This window comes from Culturomica sp. (genome assembly GCF_003524185.1).
Lineage (GTDB): Bacteria > Bacteroidota > Bacteroidia > Bacteroidales > Marinifilaceae > Culturomica > Culturomica massiliensis.
This window is the reverse complement of the sequence record NZ_DOED01000027.1, coordinates 33352-53464: the sequence shown is the minus strand read 5'-3', so window position 1 is coordinate 53464 and position 20113 is coordinate 33352. Positions and strand designations below refer to the sequence as shown.

Annotated in this window: 13 protein-coding genes and 1 riboswitch; of the genes, 1 reads left to right on the top strand and 12 read right to left on the bottom strand. The window is 42.1% G+C overall.

Going from position 1 to position 20113, the window contains the following annotated elements; translation table 11 throughout:
* Positions 1-39 precede the first annotated feature (39 nt).
* Positions 40-1140 carry a type IX secretion system outer membrane channel protein PorV gene (porV, locus tag DD657_RS09535; RefSeq protein WP_287049685.1) on the top strand — a complete coding sequence of 367 codons (1101 nt, stop codon included), beginning with the start codon at positions 40-42 and terminating at the stop codon, positions 1138-1140.
* Positions 1141-1788: 648 nt separating this feature from the next.
* Here porV and DD657_RS09530 read toward each other — a convergent pair.
* The 12 genes from DD657_RS09530 to DD657_RS09475 all read right to left on the bottom strand — a co-directional run bounded on the left by DD657_RS09530 (position 1789) and on the right by DD657_RS09475 (position 20039).
* Positions 1789-2289, bottom strand: coding sequence for a hypothetical protein (locus tag DD657_RS09530; RefSeq protein ID WP_082989254.1), 501 nt, complete (start codon positions 2287-2289; stop codon positions 1789-1791).
* Between the two features lie 373 nt (positions 2290-2662).
* Entirely contained in the window at positions 2663-4282 is a 1620-nt protein-coding gene (locus DD657_RS09525; protein WP_287049684.1) for a tetratricopeptide repeat protein, read from the bottom strand.
* Positions 4283-4706: 424 nt separating this feature from the next.
* Complete coding sequence (locus DD657_RS09520) at positions 4707-5726, bottom strand: ABC transporter ATP-binding protein (protein ID WP_287049683.1); 1020 nt, start codon at positions 5724-5726, stop codon at positions 4707-4709.
* A 43-nt stretch (positions 5727-5769) separates the two neighbouring features.
* Positions 5770-6798: an iron chelate uptake ABC transporter family permease subunit gene (locus DD657_RS09515; protein WP_021987105.1), complete on the bottom strand. Its 1029-nt coding sequence runs from the start codon at positions 6796-6798 to the stop codon at positions 5770-5772.
* 150 nt (positions 6799-6948) lie between these two features.
* Positions 6949-8073 carry an ABC transporter substrate-binding protein gene (locus DD657_RS09510; protein ID WP_118773408.1) on the bottom strand — a complete coding sequence of 375 codons (1125 nt, stop codon included), beginning with the start codon at positions 8071-8073 and terminating at the stop codon, positions 6949-6951.
* Positions 8070-9137, bottom strand: coding sequence for a YncE family protein (locus DD657_RS09505; RefSeq protein WP_287049682.1), 1068 nt, complete (start codon positions 9135-9137; stop codon positions 8070-8072). The genes DD657_RS09510 and DD657_RS09505 overlap by 4 nt, the downstream gene beginning before the upstream one ends.
* 210 nt (positions 9138-9347) lie before the next feature.
* A complete protein-coding gene (locus DD657_RS09500) occupies positions 9348-11363 on the bottom strand; it encodes a TonB-dependent receptor plug domain-containing protein (RefSeq protein WP_287049681.1) in 2016 nt (671 codons plus the stop codon).
* Positions 11364-11495: 132 nt separating this feature from the next.
* A riboswitch (cobalamin riboswitch) is annotated at positions 11496-11690 on the bottom strand.
* 87 nt (positions 11691-11777) lie between these two features.
* Positions 11778-14900, bottom strand: coding sequence for an AsmA family protein (locus tag DD657_RS09495; protein ID WP_287049679.1), 3123 nt, complete (start codon positions 14898-14900; stop codon positions 11778-11780).
* A gap of 133 nt (positions 14901-15033) precedes the next feature.
* Complete coding sequence (locus tag DD657_RS09490) at positions 15034-16239, bottom strand: exo-beta-N-acetylmuramidase NamZ family protein (RefSeq protein WP_287049677.1); 1206 nt, start codon at positions 16237-16239, stop codon at positions 15034-15036.
* 30 nt (positions 16240-16269) lie between these two features.
* Positions 16270-17283 carry a DUF4837 family protein gene (locus tag DD657_RS09485; RefSeq protein WP_287049675.1) on the bottom strand — a complete coding sequence of 338 codons (1014 nt, stop codon included), beginning with the start codon at positions 17281-17283 and terminating at the stop codon, positions 16270-16272.
* Between the two features lie 55 nt (positions 17284-17338).
* Positions 17339-18106 carry a DUF3108 domain-containing protein gene (locus DD657_RS09480; RefSeq protein WP_287049673.1) on the bottom strand — a complete coding sequence of 256 codons (768 nt, stop codon included), beginning with the start codon at positions 18104-18106 and terminating at the stop codon, positions 17339-17341.
* Positions 18107-18188: 82 nt separating this feature from the next.
* On the bottom strand, positions 18189-20039 hold the full coding sequence (locus DD657_RS09475; RefSeq protein WP_021987097.1) for an Ig-like domain-containing protein: 1851 nt from the start codon (positions 20037-20039) through the stop codon (positions 18189-18191).
* Between the last annotated feature and the right edge of the window lie 74 nt (positions 20040-20113).

The window sequence follows — 20113 nt, the reverse complement described above, 5'->3', positions numbered from 1 at the left end:
GGGAGAGACGACCTCTCTCCCCTCTATTAAATTGGTAATATGATCAGAAAAATATCCATTATAGCTCTCACGGCTCTCTCAACACTCGGAGCCAGAGCCCAGGAATCCCAAATATCCTCTTTGTATAGCGGGGCCTATTTCCTATCCATCGCTCCTGACGCTCGTGCCGGAGCTTTGGGTTCAATCGGAGCTTCAACTTCAGCCGATCCCTATTCTATTTTCTGGAATGCTGCAAAATCCGCCTTTACAGAAACCAAAGCCGAGTTGTCATACACCTACAGCCCCTGGATGCGGGACCTGGTCAAAGACATCAACTTGTCAAGTATCGGTTTTTCTTATAAACTCGACGATATGCAAACCATTTCTGCCGGATTCAGATATTTCTCCTTCGGAGATGTCATGTTTATCGGCGAAGACGGTCTGAATATGGGGGAACAAAACCCTTACGAAATGAGTATCGATATTGCCTATGCCCGCAAATTGGGCCAATACCTGTCTGCCGGCGTTACTTTAAAATACATCCGTTCAGAACTCGGAATGGGGCAGATGGTCGGAAACGTCAAGGCAGATCCGGCGAATGCTGTAGCTGCAGACATCTCATTGTTTTTCAATAAAAATGTCAATTTCCTGACAGAAAATGCCGTATGGCGGGCCGGCCTGACACTGGCAAATATCGGCTCGAAACTGAAATACGGAGGAGACAACGAATCCTATCTGCCGGGAGATCTTCGGTTAGGTACATCTTACGAACTCAATTTCAACAACCAACATTCACTGATGGTTGCCCTCGAAGCCGATGCCCTGATGACACCCCGGTATAAGGACAATGAAAAACCGGATAAATCCGGAGTAGGGGGATATTTTTCCTCTTTCGGCGATATCCAGTCCGACAATATCATGTGGGCCCTGGCAGCCGAATATTGGTATGCCAAGACAGTAGCCCTCAGAACCGGATACCACCACGGGAACAATGATAACGGCCACCCGACCTGGTTCAGCACCGGTGTCGGATTACGCTACTACAACCTGTTGGCCGACTTCTCCTATGTTGCCGGAATCTCTGACAACAATCCGATAAAAAACAGCCTGCAATTTTCCATAGGTGTCAACTTCGATATCTTTAAGAAAAAAGCACAATAAAAATGAAGACCCTAAAAAAGCTGCCGTTTTCGGCAGCTTTTTTACCTTTAAGAAAAAAGAAACTCCTTATGAAAAACGAGAAATATTGTTCATATAATTGTAAATTTTAAATTGCCCGGAAACCGGATTCGGTATCAGATTTTTTAATCTAAAGTCGTAAAATTAGTTCTATTAACATTATCGTTCCAATACCGTCGATTATACCAAAGAAAAGACATTCCCCGGTACGATTATCCCCCATCCTTTTTGCCATTCCCTTTATCGACAGAAGATTTATCCTTCTTTTCCTTCCGTTTTTTTAAATAATAACCGAGACATTCTGCCGCGATCCCCCCCCCCTATAGAGCCGAGAATAAACGATATTACAATTGATTTAATTTCTTCACTCATATTAAAATAACAATATGTTGAAAAATCGGCATTTTTTTCTAAAATAAACGTTTTATATTATTCGCGCAAGGATTTACTTCCTATAATCCAAAATGAATCGACAAGCAATCCGATAATGACAAACTCTATCACTTCAATTTTACAGATCTGTTTTAGTCCATAAAAATAAATTGCAAGGTGGGAAACAACATTTTTAAAATACAAAAGGAGCACTTTTATTTCAATACCGGATAAAAGATACTCCTTTTATTTAAAGAATCAATTAAACTTAAATCCCAAAGAGACATACAATCTCAAATAATTATCCACATGATCATTACTCGAATCGTAATACCTGACTCCTATACCGAATGTCGGCTTTACCTTTTGTTTGCCCAAATTATAAAAAACACCGGCATCATAATACGTATATTTCCAGTCTTTATTTTCGAGAGTTGTCCCGAATTTCCCCCTAGCATCCAAGACACCGTTATCAAAAGATAAAACATTATATCCAAGACCGACTCCCAGCGTTTCGTTCATATAATAAGTTTTTAAACCATCGATCTTAAAAAGCCCGACAGAACTTTCAATATGTGTCGATACAAATAAATTATGAACGACATAATAACCCAAATCGATACCTACTTCAAAAGGTTTAAACCTTGAACTACTGAAAGACATATCGGTCCTCACTCCACCGGTAAAATTACACTCTTGTGCCTGAGTTACCAGACTGAAAGGCATTATAAAAAATAAAACAACAACAAACCTTTTCATAATATTCGTTTTTAAAGGGTTAAAACCGTCTGAAGATTTTATTCACGTTGAACACATTTCAAAATTATTTTTAATCTGTTTATTACAAATCTAACACACCTATCCCCTAAAAAACAAAAAAATACATCCCTTTCGATCTCATCAGAACAAACGTGAAACAACTGACAATGAAATCGTTACTAAAAAAAGTATATCATCCCGATCTCATCCATATAAAACACATCACACAAACATATGAAAATCAATACATTACACTTTGATCGAAAAGAAACATATTACTAACAGAATGACAATCAATATCATTACGATCTAAAAAAGCTATTTTCAGAACGCATACCTTCAAAATATAAAATTGAAATTTAACGTCAGAAAATCAACGGGCCAGATTTACTAACAATCCATCCAGATATTGTTCCAGATTAATTTCCGGAGAAAGCCCCATCTTTCTTCTGAGATCCGAACGTTTATTGTAAAGGGAATTTTTATTGGTAAGATCATACATCTGCAACATAACGTCAACCGGCATTTTCAAATAAAGCAGACAGCAAAAATCCAAATCTTCATCGGTTAAATGGGGATACTCTCGCTTCAGGTAATCCACAATACCATTGTGCGACTGATTGACCCATGCATGCAGATTTGAGAAAAAACGTTCCTTACCGGTCTTGAGATTGAGATTTTCTTTAAATGTTTCCAAAAATTGTTCTGGTTTTTTTTTCATCTTAATCGCCATATCGGCCAATGTTTTCAGAAAATTGATCCAGTCATCCAATACACACTTCAAAGAGTTGATTTTCTCCTCTTTTTCCCGTTCTTTCCGCTTGGCCCTATAAACAAACAGAGTCAATACACAAACAAAAAAGAAAAAGATCAAAAGAAAAATAATAAACAAATACACATTTATCGTATGCAACTCTTCATTTTCTGCCCGAAGCAATTCAGTCCGGTATTGCCGTTCCAGATTTTGTACCAACTTATCTTTTTCTACAACATAAATACTATCCCTCAACTCCCCTGCCCGCTTGACATAATCTAATGCTTTCCGATACTCTTTCTTTTGTTCATATAACATACTCCACATCTCATACGTGCCAATCGTTGCGTAAGGACTGGAATCCGGCCCTGTGTCATGCATAAGATAATATTCTGCTTTCTGCAAATCTTTTTCCTGTAAACAAATATACCCCCACAAAGCAAAATGACCTTCAGGAATCTCTCCGCCACAATATCTATTATATATATCACTCAACAAGTCCTTGGCTTTCTTTATATCTTTATAATAAAAAACGAAATTAGTACCTATTTGTTGAACAAGTGATAATACATTCAGCGTATCTTTCAACTGGCAGGCAATATCTAAAGCCTCATAAAACAGCCGGTTTGCTGCTTCTTTATTTTCCAGAAGAATAAGAGCACTACCTTCCTCTCTCAATGTATAACTCAAATTTCTTAACTTACCGCCTTTTCGAAAAGCATCACTGGCTTTAGCAAACATTCTTACAGTCGCTTCTGCATTTGCCTGAGTATCGTATAGATACCCCATACGGCTATATATCAACCCCTGCAAATTATACTGCTCTTTTCCGACATATTTTTCCGCTGACACAAAAGCAGCCACGGCTTCTTCTGTACGACCGGCATTTTCATGAATTCTTCCCAGATAATAATACATTTTTGCCCGATCTTCATACTTACCGTTTTGCGAAAAATATTCCACTGCCGGACGAATCACAGAATCGGTTTCCAAATCGATATAATTCTTATCCAACAATTCAGAAAATAATAAAGAATAACGTGCCCGTTCCTGCCGTTTCATCAGACTCGACTCGTCGACAGTATGCAACAACACCAAAGCACTGTCAGGATGTTCAGCAGCCATTCCCTCTACCCGGTTCAGCACACCTAAGTCTATCCGTCTCTTTTCCAGAGCCGAACGATCATTACCGCACCCCCATATTGTAACAATATACAACAGAAAAATAATCCGGAACATATTCGATTTTAAACAGTTTTGATAACAAATATAAACATTCATTTCATTTTTCAACTTCTTAAAACTTGAAAATGCCTTTTTAAGCCGTCATTTTTATTTATTATCACGTCAAAAAAACTGTTTAGAATAAAAGAATATCAAAATTCAATTTTTCATAAAACACAGATCAGAACTTATCTGTTTTCCCATAAAAGAATATTAAAACCGAATACAAGTCCCAAAAACTAATGTCTCCCGCTATCCATTCGTTCATATAATTGTAAATTTTAAATTGCCCGGAAACCGGATTCGGTATCAGATTTTTTAATCTAAAATTCACAAAAACGCTTTTAGTATAGACCCGATATATCGCTAAAACTTCAAAGTTCCCAGTTTTCTTACAAGGAAGAAATGGAGGCACAATCTAAAATCGTAAATCTAAAATCTACAATTTATACACATTTTTCAGGTAAGTATCCAATTCAGCAAAAGAAGTGAACTTATCTATTCTTCCATCCGGGAAACGGAGGATAAAATCATCCGGAGCACCAGCTTGTAGCAGAAAGGCTACATCTTTCCCTTCCGTTGCACAACAAAATCCGTTACGCATCAAAATATTATTCACCCAGAACAACAATTCGCCGGATGCCTCCACCTGCACTTGTATTCCTTGCGATGGCAAAGGCCGGAAGCTACCGCTCGTTTTGTCAAAGACAATCTCATTGCGGGCAAAAAAATGATCCATCGTTCCCCGAAATACCAACTCTTCCGTAATGCCGCATTGGAGTCCTTCTGTCCGGGAAAGCAGCCACAGGCGGTCACTCAGTAACAGCGCCTGCTCCAGATCATGCGTCGAAAGCAGAATCGTCTTCCCCTGCTCTGCCGCCAATTTATGTAACAAACTCATAATTTCGATCCGGCTGACAACATCCAGAAAAGCCGTCGGTTCATCCAACAAAAGTACGGGACATTCTTGTGCCAATGCCCTTGCAATCATCACCTTTTGACGTTCCCCATCAGACAGTTCCGCCACATAATGATCCGCTTTCGCACCGATTCCCACTGCATCTAAAGAATCCCGGATAATTGTGTAATCTTTTTCTTTCAAACGTCCGAAAAAACCGGTATGCGGATGACGTCCCAAAGACACCAGATCGAATACCGTCAAGCCGCCGGTCATCGTCTTGTCTGTCAATACAAGGCCTATTTTCCGGGAAATTTCCTGTTCGGTACAGACAGACAATTCCCTCCCTTCCAACAGTATACTTCCCCCCAACGGACGCTGCGATCCACTGATAGTCCGCAGCAATGTAGACTTTCCGGCTCCGTTAGGCCCCAATAAACAGGTCAATTCTCCACGACGAAGTCCGAAAGAAAGCTCCGTATATAATACTTTTCTCCCTCGTCTTCCCAAGCGGTAACCGATGGATAAATTCCTGGCTTCTATCATTGAATCTCGCTGCATATATTTAACCGAAGGCTTACAAGCCTCTAACCGTTGATTTAACTCAATTGAAATATTGTATCTTTTTCTGATTGACAATCACATAAATAATAACCGGAGCTCCTAATACCGGTGTAATGGCATTCAAAGGAATCACTCCGGCACTTCCCGGCAACACACTCAATAAGTTACACAACAAAGCTATGAAAGAACCGCATAACAAGGTCACCGGCATCAATAATTTGTGATTTGAGGTACCCAGCATCAACCGGGCAATATGGGGCACAGCCAAACCGATAAAAGCAACCGGACCGCAGAATGCCGTCGTGACAGCCGTCAATATACCCGTACTGATCAATAACAATATACGTACCCGCTTTACGTTAACCCCCAGATTCTCCGCATACCGCTCTCCCAGCAACAAAGCGTTCAAAGGCTTGATCAACACCAAAGCCAATAGCAATCCCAAGGCCAGTATACCGCAAAAATAAGGCAATTGTTCGGCCGATACACCCGAAAAATCGCCCATACCCCACATGGTATACGAAAATACCCCTTCGGCCGTAGAAAAAAAGTTCAGTAAAGAGATTGCCGAAGAAGTGATATAGCCGATCATGATTCCGATGATCAGAAGCATCACATTACTCCGAATCAAAGTCGAAAAAAAGATAATGATACCCAATATCGTAATGGCTCCGGTAAATGCACCGAATATAACCGCCATATAACCTGAAAAAGAAAGCCCGACAACTACACCTCCGACTGTACCTCCATACAGCAGCATCACCAAAGCCACTCCCAGACTCGCCCCCGAATCAATACCCAGGATAGAAGGCCCGGCCAACGGATTGGCAAAAACCGTCTGTAACATCAAACCGGCTACAGCCAAGGCAGCTCCGGCAAACATGGCCGTTACAGCCTGCGGCAAACGGGTTTGCAAAATAATATACATCCAGGTATCCTTTTCCGTCCCTTCACCCATCAATATGGACAAGACCGAACGAAAAGGAATTTTCGCCGATCCCAGGAACAGATTGGCAGCGAATAAAATACCCAAAAGTAATAATATACACCAGACGATACGATACTTCATTTATCCAGTTTTTAATTTCAGATTAACGAAACTACAGTTCCGATTCGTATCTCAATCAAAACCGTAAATCGTAAACCCAAAACTCTTTTCAACCTTATATCCCGATCTACAATCTAAAATCTAAAATCTAAAATCTAAAATCCCCCTCCCTCACTCTTTCATCTTGCTGTAATACCTCAATTGATAATCAGGCAAAAGTTCGGGATGAAAAATCTTTACCAAATCCTTCAACAGATAATCCGGACGAATCGGAACCTCTTCATAATAGGGAACAACTCCCGTATTACAGGTAAAGATATTGTGTTTTTTCCAGGCTGCAAAATTAGCATAGGGAGTATATTCCCGTTTCAAATCTTCGTAACTCATTTCCTGTGCCCGGTTGTACTTAATCAACCAAAAGTCAGCCTCACCCCCCTGTTCAAAAACACTTTCAAAAGACAAGGGAAATGAACCGGCATGCTCATCGTCTTTCCAGCAATAACCGGCTCCGGCATCCTGAAGGAAACGGCCCATATAACTGCGGCCTCCGGAAATATACCACATAGAGCCGTATTTCATTTCCGTCACCACAGAAGGACGCTCCTCAACGCTATCTACTAAAGCTTTTACGGCATTATATGACTCAACAATTTCTTTAAAAAGCGAATCGGCTAAAGCCTCTTTTCCAAAAAACAAAGCCTGAAAACGAATCCATTCCGCCCGTCCCAAGGGAGTCGACTCCATATAATCCACGCATTTGATCTGTGGAATTCCGGTTTTCTCCACCCGTCCATAAGGAGCATTGCTTAAAGGAGAAGTAATCATAGCATCCGGCTCCAATTCAATCAATTTTTCCACATCGGGGGCGGAAGCTTCACCGATATCCGTAATTTTACCCTCCGCCAATCCCCGGCGCACAAAATCCAAATCGATATAACGCGATTCACAAACCCCGATTAATTCATCGCGTACACCCAACATTTCCAACCAACCGCAATGTACCGATGTCGCTGCAACGACTCTTTCCAAAGGCACCCGTACTACAATCCCCGGCGGTAAATCCGCCGGCAATTCACGATCCCGGGCTACAAGAACATAATGTGCCAATAATTTGGTCGTATCCCAGGGATCACGAATGCTCACCTCCGTATAATCAGCACCACGACGTACCGTATACCCCGTAGCGTATTCTACCCGGCAATTTTCTTTACCTTCCTGTTGTGTTTTACCTTTCTGCCCGCAAGATACAAGCAGAAAGATAAAAACCGATATCAGACAAAATGCGGATCGTCTCATTCGAAAAATACGGCATTATTAGGTGAAATACCACCACTACCGAATTTTTTAATCAACTTTCCATTCCTGGAAAAACGATAAACATCACCGGTATTGGTATAATCGGAAGTACCGATGTAAATATCTCCGGTATACGGATCTATTTCCATCATCATAATACTTTCGGTTTTCAAAGACTCAGCATCTCCGGTCAGGGTCAGGAAAGAGTTTTCGTTCAATTTCCTTGTCTTCGCGTTGTAAGTGAAAAAGTTATTCGTCGTCACATAAGGCTTAACAGACCAGTCGGTAACGGAGTTTACCAAATATATTATATCGCCATGCGCTGTCATTTTTGTGGCAACAGCAATATTATCACAGGTGCCGTTTGCAACGTTCAGACGCTGCAACGCATAAGGGATATCTCCGTAATTCCCATAAGAAAGTACATAAATATCACCGGCAGCCTCGACGATAAGATTCGGATTCAGGACAACCGTGATTATCTTTTCAACCGTAAAAGTACCTAAATTGATGACAGAAACCGTCGTACCGGCTCCATAACCGGAATTGGCCACATACAATTTATCATTTTCTTCTACAATCTGTTCCGGATTAGCACCAACAGTAACATACTTCTCAATCGTCAGATCAGTCGTATCTATGCGGGCCACCTGGCCGCTCCAAAGCGTAACGTATAATTTTCCGTCTTCTGCCGCCATATACCGGGGCTGACCATCAGCCGGAGAGAACGTAATCGCTTTCAATTCTCTGCCCAGGCTATCCAATTTCACCAAACGACTCGAACCGTACACTGTTACATACACCCGATTTCCATAGGTAATCATGTCCTGACCGGCATCCCCCAATTTTTTATCGTTCAGCGCATAATACAAATCGGCAGTTATTCCTCCCGTCTTCGGATTATAGGCCGTAATACTGGCATTATTTCCCTGATAACTTCCTTCGTTAAGAATCAATATTCCTGACGTAATATCATCGTCATCGTCGTCATCATCGCTGCAGGATATAAAACAACTGACGGATAAAAGGCATAAAGCACTCAAAAATAAACTTCTGAATTTCATTTTTTTCTATTTAAATTAAACCATACTATTAAAACCAAACCATACCTTTAAAATCTTAGATTGACGATTAAACAAATCGGATAACGAATCAGTTTGTCAAACAATTTAAAATCCATACCTACCTCGATTTTGATTTACGATTCCTCCTTTTTGCAGGAGAGGATTATAGGTATAATCTAAAATCGTCAATCTAAAATCATCAATCTAAAATTAAAACACCCAGGTCATACCCAAACGATAGGATCGTCCCGGCATGGGGTAAAACTGAATCACATCGTATTGCTTATCCGTAAAATTGATTAACTCAGCCTGGATGCGCAACCGGCAACTCTTCAACACAAACTCCCGGGATACCGAAGCCGAATGCTCTGCATACCCATCGATACGATTGGCCCGGATATTTTGAGGCAAACTGTAGCGTTCTCCGGCTCCCATAACGGTATAAGCCACATTCGCCCAAGGCATCTCCAGATTCAGAGCTCCGTTTCCGGAATGCTTCGGTGTATAAGGTATCTGGTCCTTATAATTTTTGTCTTTCGGATTGGTAACGTCGATCGCTTTCTGATAGGTATAACCGCCCGATATACGCAACCGGATATCCTCCCTGAAAGCCAACGTTACGGCTAAAGCGACATCCACACCGGTAATATCCACTTCTCCCAGATTCATCATCTTCCATACATAGGTCGTCGGCCGGGCGACAATTTTATCCTCTACCCGGTTGTAATACCCGTCGACAGTCAGTGATACATAAGGAACAATTTCCGTCAAACTCCCGTTCCAGGTTATTCCGGCATTGAACTCTTTCGCCAATTCCGGTTTCAACCCGGTATTTCCCATACGCAGGTAATACAAATCATTAAACGTAGGTACCCGGAACGTACTCTTATACAAAAAACGGAAATACAAATTCTCTCTCTCCCAAGGTCGTAGTGACAAACTTACCGCTGGAGTCAGTTTTTCCCGGTTTTTAGGTCGTTTCCCGCTTTTCACGTCATCTATCGTATACGTATTCAGCAAATTAGCCGTCAATGACATAAAACGATACTGATATTTGACGGCCAATGCTGACAGTAAAGTATAACGTGTCGGGAAAGGACATTCCGGAAGATTATTCCACAATTTGTTTACAGACAAATCGGTAGCCCATGAAACGGATAAATTTTTCCGGGGCTGATATAAAGCGGTAACCGTCCCGTAATATTCATGCTGGCGATTCCGGTCGATCTGTTCCCCGTTCTCATATTTTACGTTGACGTCCTTGTATTTATTCCAGGAATAATTGTATTTCAATGCCGCTTTCAATGTCCATGCCCGGTTAAAACGTTTTTCATACCCGGCCTGGGCAAAGAAATTCTGATCCCACAACCGTTCCTTATTATAGGGATTATAATAAATCACACCTCCCGGCAGTCCCCGTTCCGACTGAAAATAGTAAGCCTTAGCCGTCAACTGGCTGCTATCTCTCAATAGCGTGTAAAGATTTGCTTCCGTATGCCAGGACAAAATATCCGAATTGTAACGTTTCTCCCGGGTGACCAATTTGCCGTTCTCCAAAGTAAAAGGATATGCACCGTCTGCCCGCAGAAAATTACCGTCGACGGACAAAGTTGTCCGGTCTGTCACCTTAGCGGCATACCGAAGGTAAGGATTCACCATTCCGAAAGAACCGCCTTTTACCCGGGCTTGCAGGCTATATTTCCGATTATGAACAAATACGGGCCGTTCGGTTTGAATACTCAGTACACCGGCAGAAGCAAACATTTTAGCCGGTTGGAAAATACCATCCTCCTGTCCTACGGCTAACGAAACCCGGGCCACATTATCAAGTGAAAAACGACCGATATCGATTTGCCCGGCCTGACAATTGCTTACCGCTACGCCGTCATATATCACTCCCGTGTGATGAGCCCCCAAACTACGTACTGAAACCGTTTTCAAACCGCCGATCCCACCGTAATCCCGGACCGTCACCCCATTAAACCGCTTGACAACATCAGCCAGATTCTGATACCCCAAACGCACAATATCCTGACCGCTCACCACTTGCAAAGGAGTTGCCGCCTTCACCACTACCGGTCGTTTCCCTGCCGAAACCTCAGCTTGTTGCAGTTCATATATCCGGGTCGTATCTAGCTGAGCATATACACTGCTATAGCATACCGTTGCCAGTATCCCTGTTAACCAAAGCCTATAACATACCCAACGTCCCAAATCGTGATTCATTATAATGATTAAACCACGCTTCCGAAAACCCGGAAACCGTCCGTCTTTTCCCTGTCTCTTTATCCGTAAAATACAAGATGCCAAACGTGCAGCAGCACAACATGATGTTTCCTACAGCCAAATCCTCGAAAGCTATTGAAAAAATGTTTTGCAGGTCTTCTGACTTACCCCGGTTCAGGCGCCTTCCCATTTCAAAGAAACAGTGGCTAAAGTAGTGCCTGACCCTTTATAGGCTTACAGCAGCGGGACTGTCCGGGATTCTCACCCGATTCCCATTTAATCCTAACCGTAGAATTACGGCTCGGAACAAAACGTCGCAAAGATAGTATTTATTTTCCATTCCTTCACCGAAAATAAAAATTTAGTGCCCGGAGAATAAACTCCGGGCACCTAACTATAGTGACGAATTTGCTTCTATATTGTATCTACCTGCTCCCTACGGCCACCTTCACGCAACATTTCACGCATTCGCTTCCGCAGGTTCAATTGTGTACTATCAACTTTCGTTTTGCGGGAAGGCATAAAAATATCCTTGTACTTCGCCTTCGTGATCCGGAACTTCATCTTATCCAGTGTACCGGAAATATCGACTCCGGCCCGGAAAGGCAAAATCGATTTCAAAAGTGATATATGATATTTAAAACTCATATCGATATTATGTTCCCCGCCGACAGCCACTTTATAACGGTCTATTTCCAAAAGGAAAGGGAATATTTCCACAATACCGTCCTTTATCGCTACATCAACCGATATACTATCGATCAAATTCCGCTTCTTATTTTTAAACATCAGCATTTTGGATATTTCAGCAAAAGTCTCACCATCCATCAGCACCAGATTATGTCCGTCCAGATAAGCCGCAGCCCGCAAAGTCGGGAGTTCGACCATCATCGTCGAATCAAGCCAGGTCTCAGCTGCAATATTGAAATCCACGACTCCTTCAAAGGAGCGCAGCATAGGAAACAAAGTATCAAGAGCCGGTATTACTTCTACCAGACTATCAATCCGGATTTCATGCATTTTCAATGCAAAGCCCGTATAAGCCCGCAAGGTATCGGATGCTTTATAAATCAGAGAAGCCTCCATATTAGCCGCCGAAGAACGCATATCCAAATCGGAAACCTGAATACACTGATTCTTCATAACCATTTCTCCGTGTATGTTCTCCATCAATAAATTGCCGAACAACATTTTCTCTATATTTGTCCGGAAAACAAAATTGATCCCGGCAGGTACAACAAACACAGAAGAAACACCTTCATACGAAGCCGAATCACTCACAACAGCTACGTTATCCATATCGTCATCCTCTGTTGTAATCTCTTCTTTATAACCGGCGGCTACCTTATCCATATAAGCCGTACCCATATCCAATGCCCGCATGATCTGATTGCAATTGATCATCTTCGATTGTACCGTCAATTCTGCAAACAAGTCTTCCTTTTTAAAAAATGCCCGGGTCAGATTCGTTATACTCCCGGTCAACCGTACATCTGATTTTCCCAGCTTCAACACAGCCGAATCAAGCATGATCTCTTTCCGGTTGAAGTGAATACGTGTCCCCGGCATCCTGAGCCGCAACGGGAAAAACGGTGTATAAGCCCGTAATCCTTTAAAATCAACATATCCGGTCGGAAACCAGATACGGTCGTCCCGCCGGCTACGCGAAGCTTCCACATGTATATCAGCTTTCGCTATATTCAACCGATTATTCAATGCCCTCAAACGCAAACTATCGACCTGGAAATCGGCTTCTATACGCGGAACCGACTTGTCACGTTTTGTCGGCTTCAGGCTCCCTTTGGCATCCATCCGCTTCACACCCAATAACAACGTATCCCGTACGATAACAATCGTTTTACCGATGTGTATCCCGGAATTCACGGTAGCGATTGCCGACGTATCCTTCAAAGGAGTTGTCTTCAATGTCAGATAAGTCGTATCCATCAATACCCGCAATTTATCCTTCACATGAATATCTAACCCCGAATATCCGACAACACCGTTCAGGAAATCGACTCCCTGTACAACCTCCGTATTCTTCCGGTTTGTCGCAAAACCGACTCCCGCCGAACGGACATTCATCACAATACTGTCTTTGGGTATAAATAAGGCAACATCATTCATTTTACACCATCCTCCTACTTTTATCCGGCCATAATCTCCGTTCATCACATCCGACAAAAGTACTTTTGTTTTCAAAGAAGCTCCGATTTTTCCGGTACAAGTCACTCCATCCGTCAATGGAAATATCCGGGTTAAATCATCAAAGTCGATATTGGCATCCAACTTTGCTTTTATCACCGGATCCCTCAGTACATTCTCCACGTCTCCGGCCAGATCGATATCGGTCTTTCCCCCCTTTATACAAAAATTATTCAGTTTTATATAGGACGGTTCCTCCCTCTGTAAATCAATCCTCGCAAAAAAATCAGTATTCAATTCCTCAATCCGGGAAGGCATCCCTTCATAAGCGATATAGCCGTCCGTAATTTTAAATTGTGAAGTCAATAAAGGAACATTCTTTTTTCCATAAACGCCGGTTACCGTTCCCGTACACAAAACATCTCCCCGGATATCGGCTTTCCGGTCCTTCTGTAACACAGCATCCGGAATCATTTCTATCAACGTCGCCAAAGAAGGAATGTGAATACCGTATTTCAAATTAACGGCCATCGTCCGGTTAACGGTATCCCCCCGCAATGTCCCTCCTGCACCGAAACGAATACCGTTGACATCGAAAACAGCTTTCTCCAAGGTATAAAGCAAAGAATCCCTGTTTATTTTCATACCGGTTTCTACCCCGAAATTCAAACGACTCACCAGCAACTTTCCTTCTTGCCAGAAAAGTATGTTTTTAGCTGAAAAATCCATATTCAGTCTGGAACGGTGTTTCCCCAGAAAACCGTCCAAAGCCAGTTCCAAATTACTCATACGGGTATAAATCTGAGTACTCCGGTCGTCAAAAACCATCCTACCGTTCTGAATGCGGATATTTTTCAGCCGGATAGCAGAATTAAAACCCTCATTTACAGTATCCGTTACAGTTTCGGCAACATCAGTCGTATCTGCCGGTAACTGCAATATATCCCAATTCGCTTGTCCGGCAGTGTCTATATAGGCATAAATCCGGGGCTGCTCCAGGACCAAATCTTTTACAATAATCCGGTTCTTCTTCAAAAAAGCCATCGGATTCACCGTTATCAAACACTTCTTCACGACCATTAAAGAATCCTCGGTCGCTGCCAACCGGGTCGTATCCCGGAATTTACAGGAAATAACCGAAGCATCCGATACTTTTAGCCCGAAATCCGGAAAAGTTGAGAAAAAAGTCAGCTCTATTTCACCGACACGCACATCCGCATTCAAATATTCCCGGGCCAATTGCTCTACCTTAGGCGTCAACTTCGAAGGCGTAAATACAAAATTGAGTACGACACCTATAGCTACCGATAAAAGCACAACAAGCGTAAAAACAGTCCATAAAAACCATTTTAACCCCTTTTTCCACCTGGATTTTTTCTTTTTCTCAGACATAATCAAATCATTACATGGTAAATTTCAGATCATATATCATGTGCTGTAAATGCCAATCCGAAATCCATTGCCCGCATAATCAACCGATGCTCCTACAACACACAACACCTCCGATATTTTCCCGATTCACAATTCAATACAACAAATATTTTGCCCGGACGATTTTAAAATGTTCCAATCCGGTCTGCCACATTTTCCGAATCTCCGTTTCACTCTTTCCGGCAACAATAGCCTCCCGCAACCCGGAAGTTCCTGCCAGTTTTTCAAAAAACGGAGTAAAAAAAGCATCCTTACCCGTATAATTCCGATAAGCCGTCATCAACCAATCCAAACGCAATTTTTTACCATCCTTTACTTCATTGAACTCCTCCCGAAGATCCATTCCATAACATACTTTTCCGAGGCATTTCGGATTTTTACTCATACCCGGAATACTTTCCGGTATAAAACGATAAGGCATATCCGTCAAATCCGGGTGTCCGAATACCTGAAAAGGCGTCGCAGTACCTCTGCCCTCACTAACCACCGTCCCTTCAAAAAAACATACCGACGGATAAAGCAGTACCGACACCTCATCCGGAAGATTGGGCGAAGGCCGGCAAGGTAAAGCAACTACCATCTCCCGTTTCCAATTCCTGCATCGGATCACCGTTAAATCACACCGTTTTCCATCGTTCAACCATCCTTCTCCATTGATCATCATCGCATACTCCCCGATCGTCATTCCGTACACCACCGGAACCGGATGCATCCCGACAAAAGAACGGTACTTCAAATCCAACACCGGCCCATCCACATAAAAAGCATTCGGATTAGGCCTGTCCATCAGTAAAAGCCGGCAATCATTCTCTGCACAAGCTTCCATCAGGTAATGCAACGTTGAAATATACGTATAAAAACGGACACCGACATCCTGCATATCAAAAATGACAATATCCACACCGGCTAAATCTTCCGGAGCCGGCTTCTTTTTCTTTCCATACAAAGACACCACCGGAAGCCCTGTACGTTGATCGGTATAATCTCCGATATTCTCTCCGGCATCTGCATCCCCCCGAAAACCATGTTCAGGACAAAACACTTTTACGACATGCACGCCCTTTGCCCGCAAAAAATCCAATGTATGAGACGACAAGGCTGGTTCGTTTTTACGTTCACCAACCCAATCATAAGTCGTTACAACAGAAGTCTGGTTCGCAGCCAAAGCCACTCTTTTACCTTTCAACAGCATTTCATATTTCCCGAAATCCATAATTCCGGGAAATACTTTTTCCTGTCCCATCCCTACACACAGAAGCCCGCAAAATGCGATAAAAAGAATTCCAAATTTTATACTCATATCTCAACAACGACCTCTTCCGGAATTAATTCATTTTCCCGATTCCTGATAATCCAACTTAACCGTATTCAATATAGCCTCTACCCGCTGAAGCCGATTCCGCTTTTTATCATCGGGAGCATAAACATATCCCATCATATAATCAATCCGGTTATTTTTAGCATCCAATATAACATTCATAACATAAGGACCTCCCATATAATCATTTACAACCGTCCACAAACCTCTCATCATTACGGCATAATGATCCCCGTTATAATTAAATATCTTCGTTTCTGTCGGCGCAATTGTATCCAAGGCCATATAGGTATTGGCCAACGGTCCCGGTATATTGCGTTTTAACTCTGCATTTACCGTATCTACAATAGCCTGAACATGGAATTGTGAAGCATCCTTATATTCTTTTTCAAAAAAGATAATTCCCCGGCCATCGGTCCGGGTTTCCCGGGAAATCCAAACAAAACCGTCAATATCTTTATTGACAATATAATCTCCCGGACAAGCCACATACATGTGGTATTTGTCTTTAAAAAGATTGTATACGGCCGAATTCGGCTGTTTTTTATAGACACTGATCAGACGTTCCTGCTCCGCTTTCATAAAAACATCCAGTATCGATTGTTTATTCGCATCAAATACATTCACAAAATCAGTCTCATTCGGAGCCTGTATCTCAAAATACTTTTGCCCTTTTGCCCAGGGACTGTCTTTAAAACGAATTGCCGTCGAATCTATTTTAGGAGAAATACGAACCAACAAAACATTTCTATACCCTTTTACATTCTTATCGAAAGAAGCCAAAGGCAAATTCAATATATCCATAACAGGTTCCGGTTGCGGCAAACCCAATTGCTCCTGCGAGAACCAAGCTTTTACGGTATCTCCGGCCGGACCGTTCCATAGATCTTTGTCCATCACGACTAAAACCTCATTCATACTTCCGGCAAGATTCGATAATCCGGTGGTCGTTTTGTCTTTACAAGATACGACAGTAACCAGCAAGATTACCATAACGGCAATTTTCAATAAAGGTGTTGTTTTCATAAGCGCGGATTTATATTATTTTTCAGTTCTAATATAATAATAAAATAAACATTTTTCAATCTCCGAATTTACTCTCCGACAAATCCAGAATTCCTTTCACCGAACCGACCAGGATTTTGGCTTCAACCATCAAAGGCACCCGGTTTTCATCCTTGCTCACCCATATCTTCATATTTTCCCCGCCTTTAAAGACATCTCCTTCCACCAATAAGGGAGAAAACACATAAGAATCCCATTTCTTCTTTCCCACTTTTATTTTCTCTACTCCCAGATAACGAATATACAAATTGTAAATCTTACTGTCGATTAAAATCTTTATCGGCACGGTATCCTTGGGCTTCAGCTTATCGAAATCAAGCCCTCGCGCCATCCAGGCCACAGAGAGCATATCGTAAGTCTCCGGCAGTAACTCTATCGTATCCTGACGGATATATTTACCGATCTTATTTATTACACCATACGCTTTTTGATTCGTGTAATCGAAACTGTAATCAAACGTCTTATGATAATTTCCTTCATGTGCTTTTCGGGAAAATTCATAAGGCAGAAACGTATCGGAATGAAACTCAGATGTCAGCGTATCCCGCAACTTAAAAACCCAATCCCAGGAAGGTAATGAATACCCGACAGCATTCAATAAAACAGCTTCCGGATATTTTTCAGATTTGCCCATTGTAAACTCGACCAATCCGGCCCTGATCCATATAATTCCCCAATTATAATAACCGGTATATACCAGTTTCTCTATCGGCGGCAATTTCTGCTGTGCCGATAAAGGGAAAAATGTATATAACACAATTATTATGGCTATCACTCTTTTCATACACTCTTTTTTTCCGGCATATATCGCTTTCCTGCTTCCCGGTCGTCCCGACTCAGTATATTATTCCCACTTACATGCCTGTTTATTTTTTCTTCTTCGTATCTTTTTCTTCCTTCAGCTCCCCTCCGATATATGAACTTTTCAAATCAAAGGTTTGTTCTATATCAAAATTTTGTTTGATACTGATTTCTGTCGGTAAATAGCGGACAACTTCCGCCTGCTTCCCCTTCAAATACAAACCGGGATCCCAGATCCCATTCCGGTTTTCATCCAATATTGCCCGAAGCCGGTACTTCCCTTCATGCAAAAAGTCAAAAACCAGATCTCCGGATTTATCTACGATTTTTTCAGCAACAACGTTAAAAATTCTCTGTCCTTTTTCTGTCTTTTTATTATCCGGCTTATAAAGCTGTACGATAACCTGCCCTTCTACCCCTTCCAGATGCAGCTGCAATTTACCGTAAAATTCAAGCGGGCGGACTTTGAACTTCTTATCCAATTTATCGTTATGCCGCCCATAAATATCGGAAATCACAGCGGAATCGACCAACAGTTCATACTCCGCCTCGGGTTTCCATTCCTTTTCCAGGCGGAAACGCCGTATATGGACACTGTCCGGCACAATTTTAAAATCGGTAGGGACATATAGTGTATCGACTTTTTCCAATAACTGAACATGCTCTGTTATATCCTGAGTCACCGGACGATCAAATTCCAGAAAGATACCGGTATTTACATCCTGTTCCCGATCGACACTGGCCGTCATTTTTAAAAAGTCGATGACAGGTTTCTCCGCGTCTTTCTTCCTTCGCTTCGCCTTCTCGTTTACCTTTTTATCCGTAAACACCATCTTTACAGTATCCAGATAAGGCGATTGCATACCCGTACTGTCCGTTCGCAAATAAGACAGTTGAAAATGCAGCGTATCGCGCTTATACACGGTCGAATCCTTTATCCATAAATTAATGGTATCTCCACCGGGGGACACCTCTGGAAAATACCATTTCCCTTCAGTCACCGTATCCAATAGCTGAATAGCAAAATCATTCTTCCCCGGGACACTGAATACAAAACTCAATAACTCCCGCTGTTTCCTTGCCTCATCAACCATATACAGCTGTGTCGGAGTTTCTAAAAACATCCTCATATACAAATTATTCGGCCCGTAAGCCAAATAAGAACGTTCTACGATAGAATCCCCTCCGAGCGTATCCGTTCGGCTGACAGAAAATACAACCGGACGTACCAATGTATCCAAAAAAGCGACCTGTTCTCCTTCCGGCGCATATTTATAATCCCGGTTTTCGTCCATAACCGCCACAACCTTATAATCCGCTTCCCGCAAATTCGTTATCCGGAAAAATCCGGAACTGTCCGTACGTCCCATATAACTGGGAATCTCCTTCAAAGGCACAGAGTCTGCGGTATTCTCATACAGAAAAACATAACTGTTTACAACCGGCTCATTCGTCTCCGCATTCACGACATTTCCGCTCAATTCCAGGGTATCAATCACTGCACCCGTAGAAAACACATACCGGTAATACCCTAACGGATTACCTTCATTATTGTCTACTATCGCATCGGCAAAATCAAGGCTATAAGTCGTCTCCGGCCGCAATGTATCCTGAAATTCAACCATAATGTATTTCGCTCTCAAACGCACCCGGGGTTTCTTGGCCTGAGGCGGAGAAATAATAAATTTCTCATTGACACTCTTTAAAGCGACAAATTCATCGAAATAAATATTAATACTTTTCTTATTGAAATTTGTACTGAACGAAGCCGGCTGTTCTGCTATCACACGAGGAGGAGTCTCATCTTTAGGTCCTCCCTCGGGATATCCCTTATTCGCACAGGAATGCATCACAATAATGATGAACAATATTCCCAATCCCCACAAACAGGCCGTAAAGCAACGAGATCTATTCATAAAACAAATATTAAAATTTATGCTTCAAAAAACGGGCAATCTTCCCCATCTCTGACTCTTCATTGGCATTGAAT

Coding starts and splice junctions, on each gene's coding strand:
- porV (WP_287049685.1), top strand. CDS start 40: ATGATCAGAAAAATATCCATTATAGCTCTCACGGCTCTCTCAACACTC.
- DD657_RS09530 (WP_082989254.1), bottom strand. CDS start 2,289: ATGAAAAGGTTTGTTGTTGTTTTATTTTTTATAATGCCTTTCAGTCTG.
- DD657_RS09525 (WP_287049684.1), bottom strand. CDS start 4,282: ATGTTCCGGATTATTTTTCTGTTGTATATTGTTACAATATGGGGGTGC.
- DD657_RS09520 (WP_287049683.1), bottom strand. CDS start 5,726: ATGCAGCGAGATTCAATGATAGAAGCCAGGAATTTATCCATCGGTTAC.
- DD657_RS09515 (WP_021987105.1), bottom strand. CDS start 6,798: ATGAAGTATCGTATCGTCTGGTGTATATTATTACTTTTGGGTATTTTA.
- DD657_RS09510 (WP_118773408.1), bottom strand. CDS start 8,073: ATGAGACGATCCGCATTTTGTCTGATATCGGTTTTTATCTTTCTGCTT.
- DD657_RS09505 (WP_287049682.1), bottom strand. CDS start 9,137: ATGAAATTCAGAAGTTTATTTTTGAGTGCTTTATGCCTTTTATCCGTC.
- DD657_RS09500 (WP_287049681.1), bottom strand. CDS start 11,363: ATGAATCACGATTTGGGACGTTGGGTATGTTATAGGCTTTGGTTAACA.
- DD657_RS09495 (WP_287049679.1), bottom strand. CDS start 14,900: ATGTCTGAGAAAAAGAAAAAATCCAGGTGGAAAAAGGGGTTAAAATGG.
- DD657_RS09490 (WP_287049677.1), bottom strand. CDS start 16,239: ATGAGTATAAAATTTGGAATTCTTTTTATCGCATTTTGCGGGCTTCTG.
- DD657_RS09485 (WP_287049675.1), bottom strand. CDS start 17,283: ATGAAAACAACACCTTTATTGAAAATTGCCGTTATGGTAATCTTGCTG.
- DD657_RS09480 (WP_287049673.1), bottom strand. CDS start 18,106: ATGAAAAGAGTGATAGCCATAATAATTGTGTTATATACATTTTTCCCT.
- DD657_RS09475 (WP_021987097.1), bottom strand. CDS start 20,039: ATGAATAGATCTCGTTGCTTTACGGCCTGTTTGTGGGGATTGGGAATA.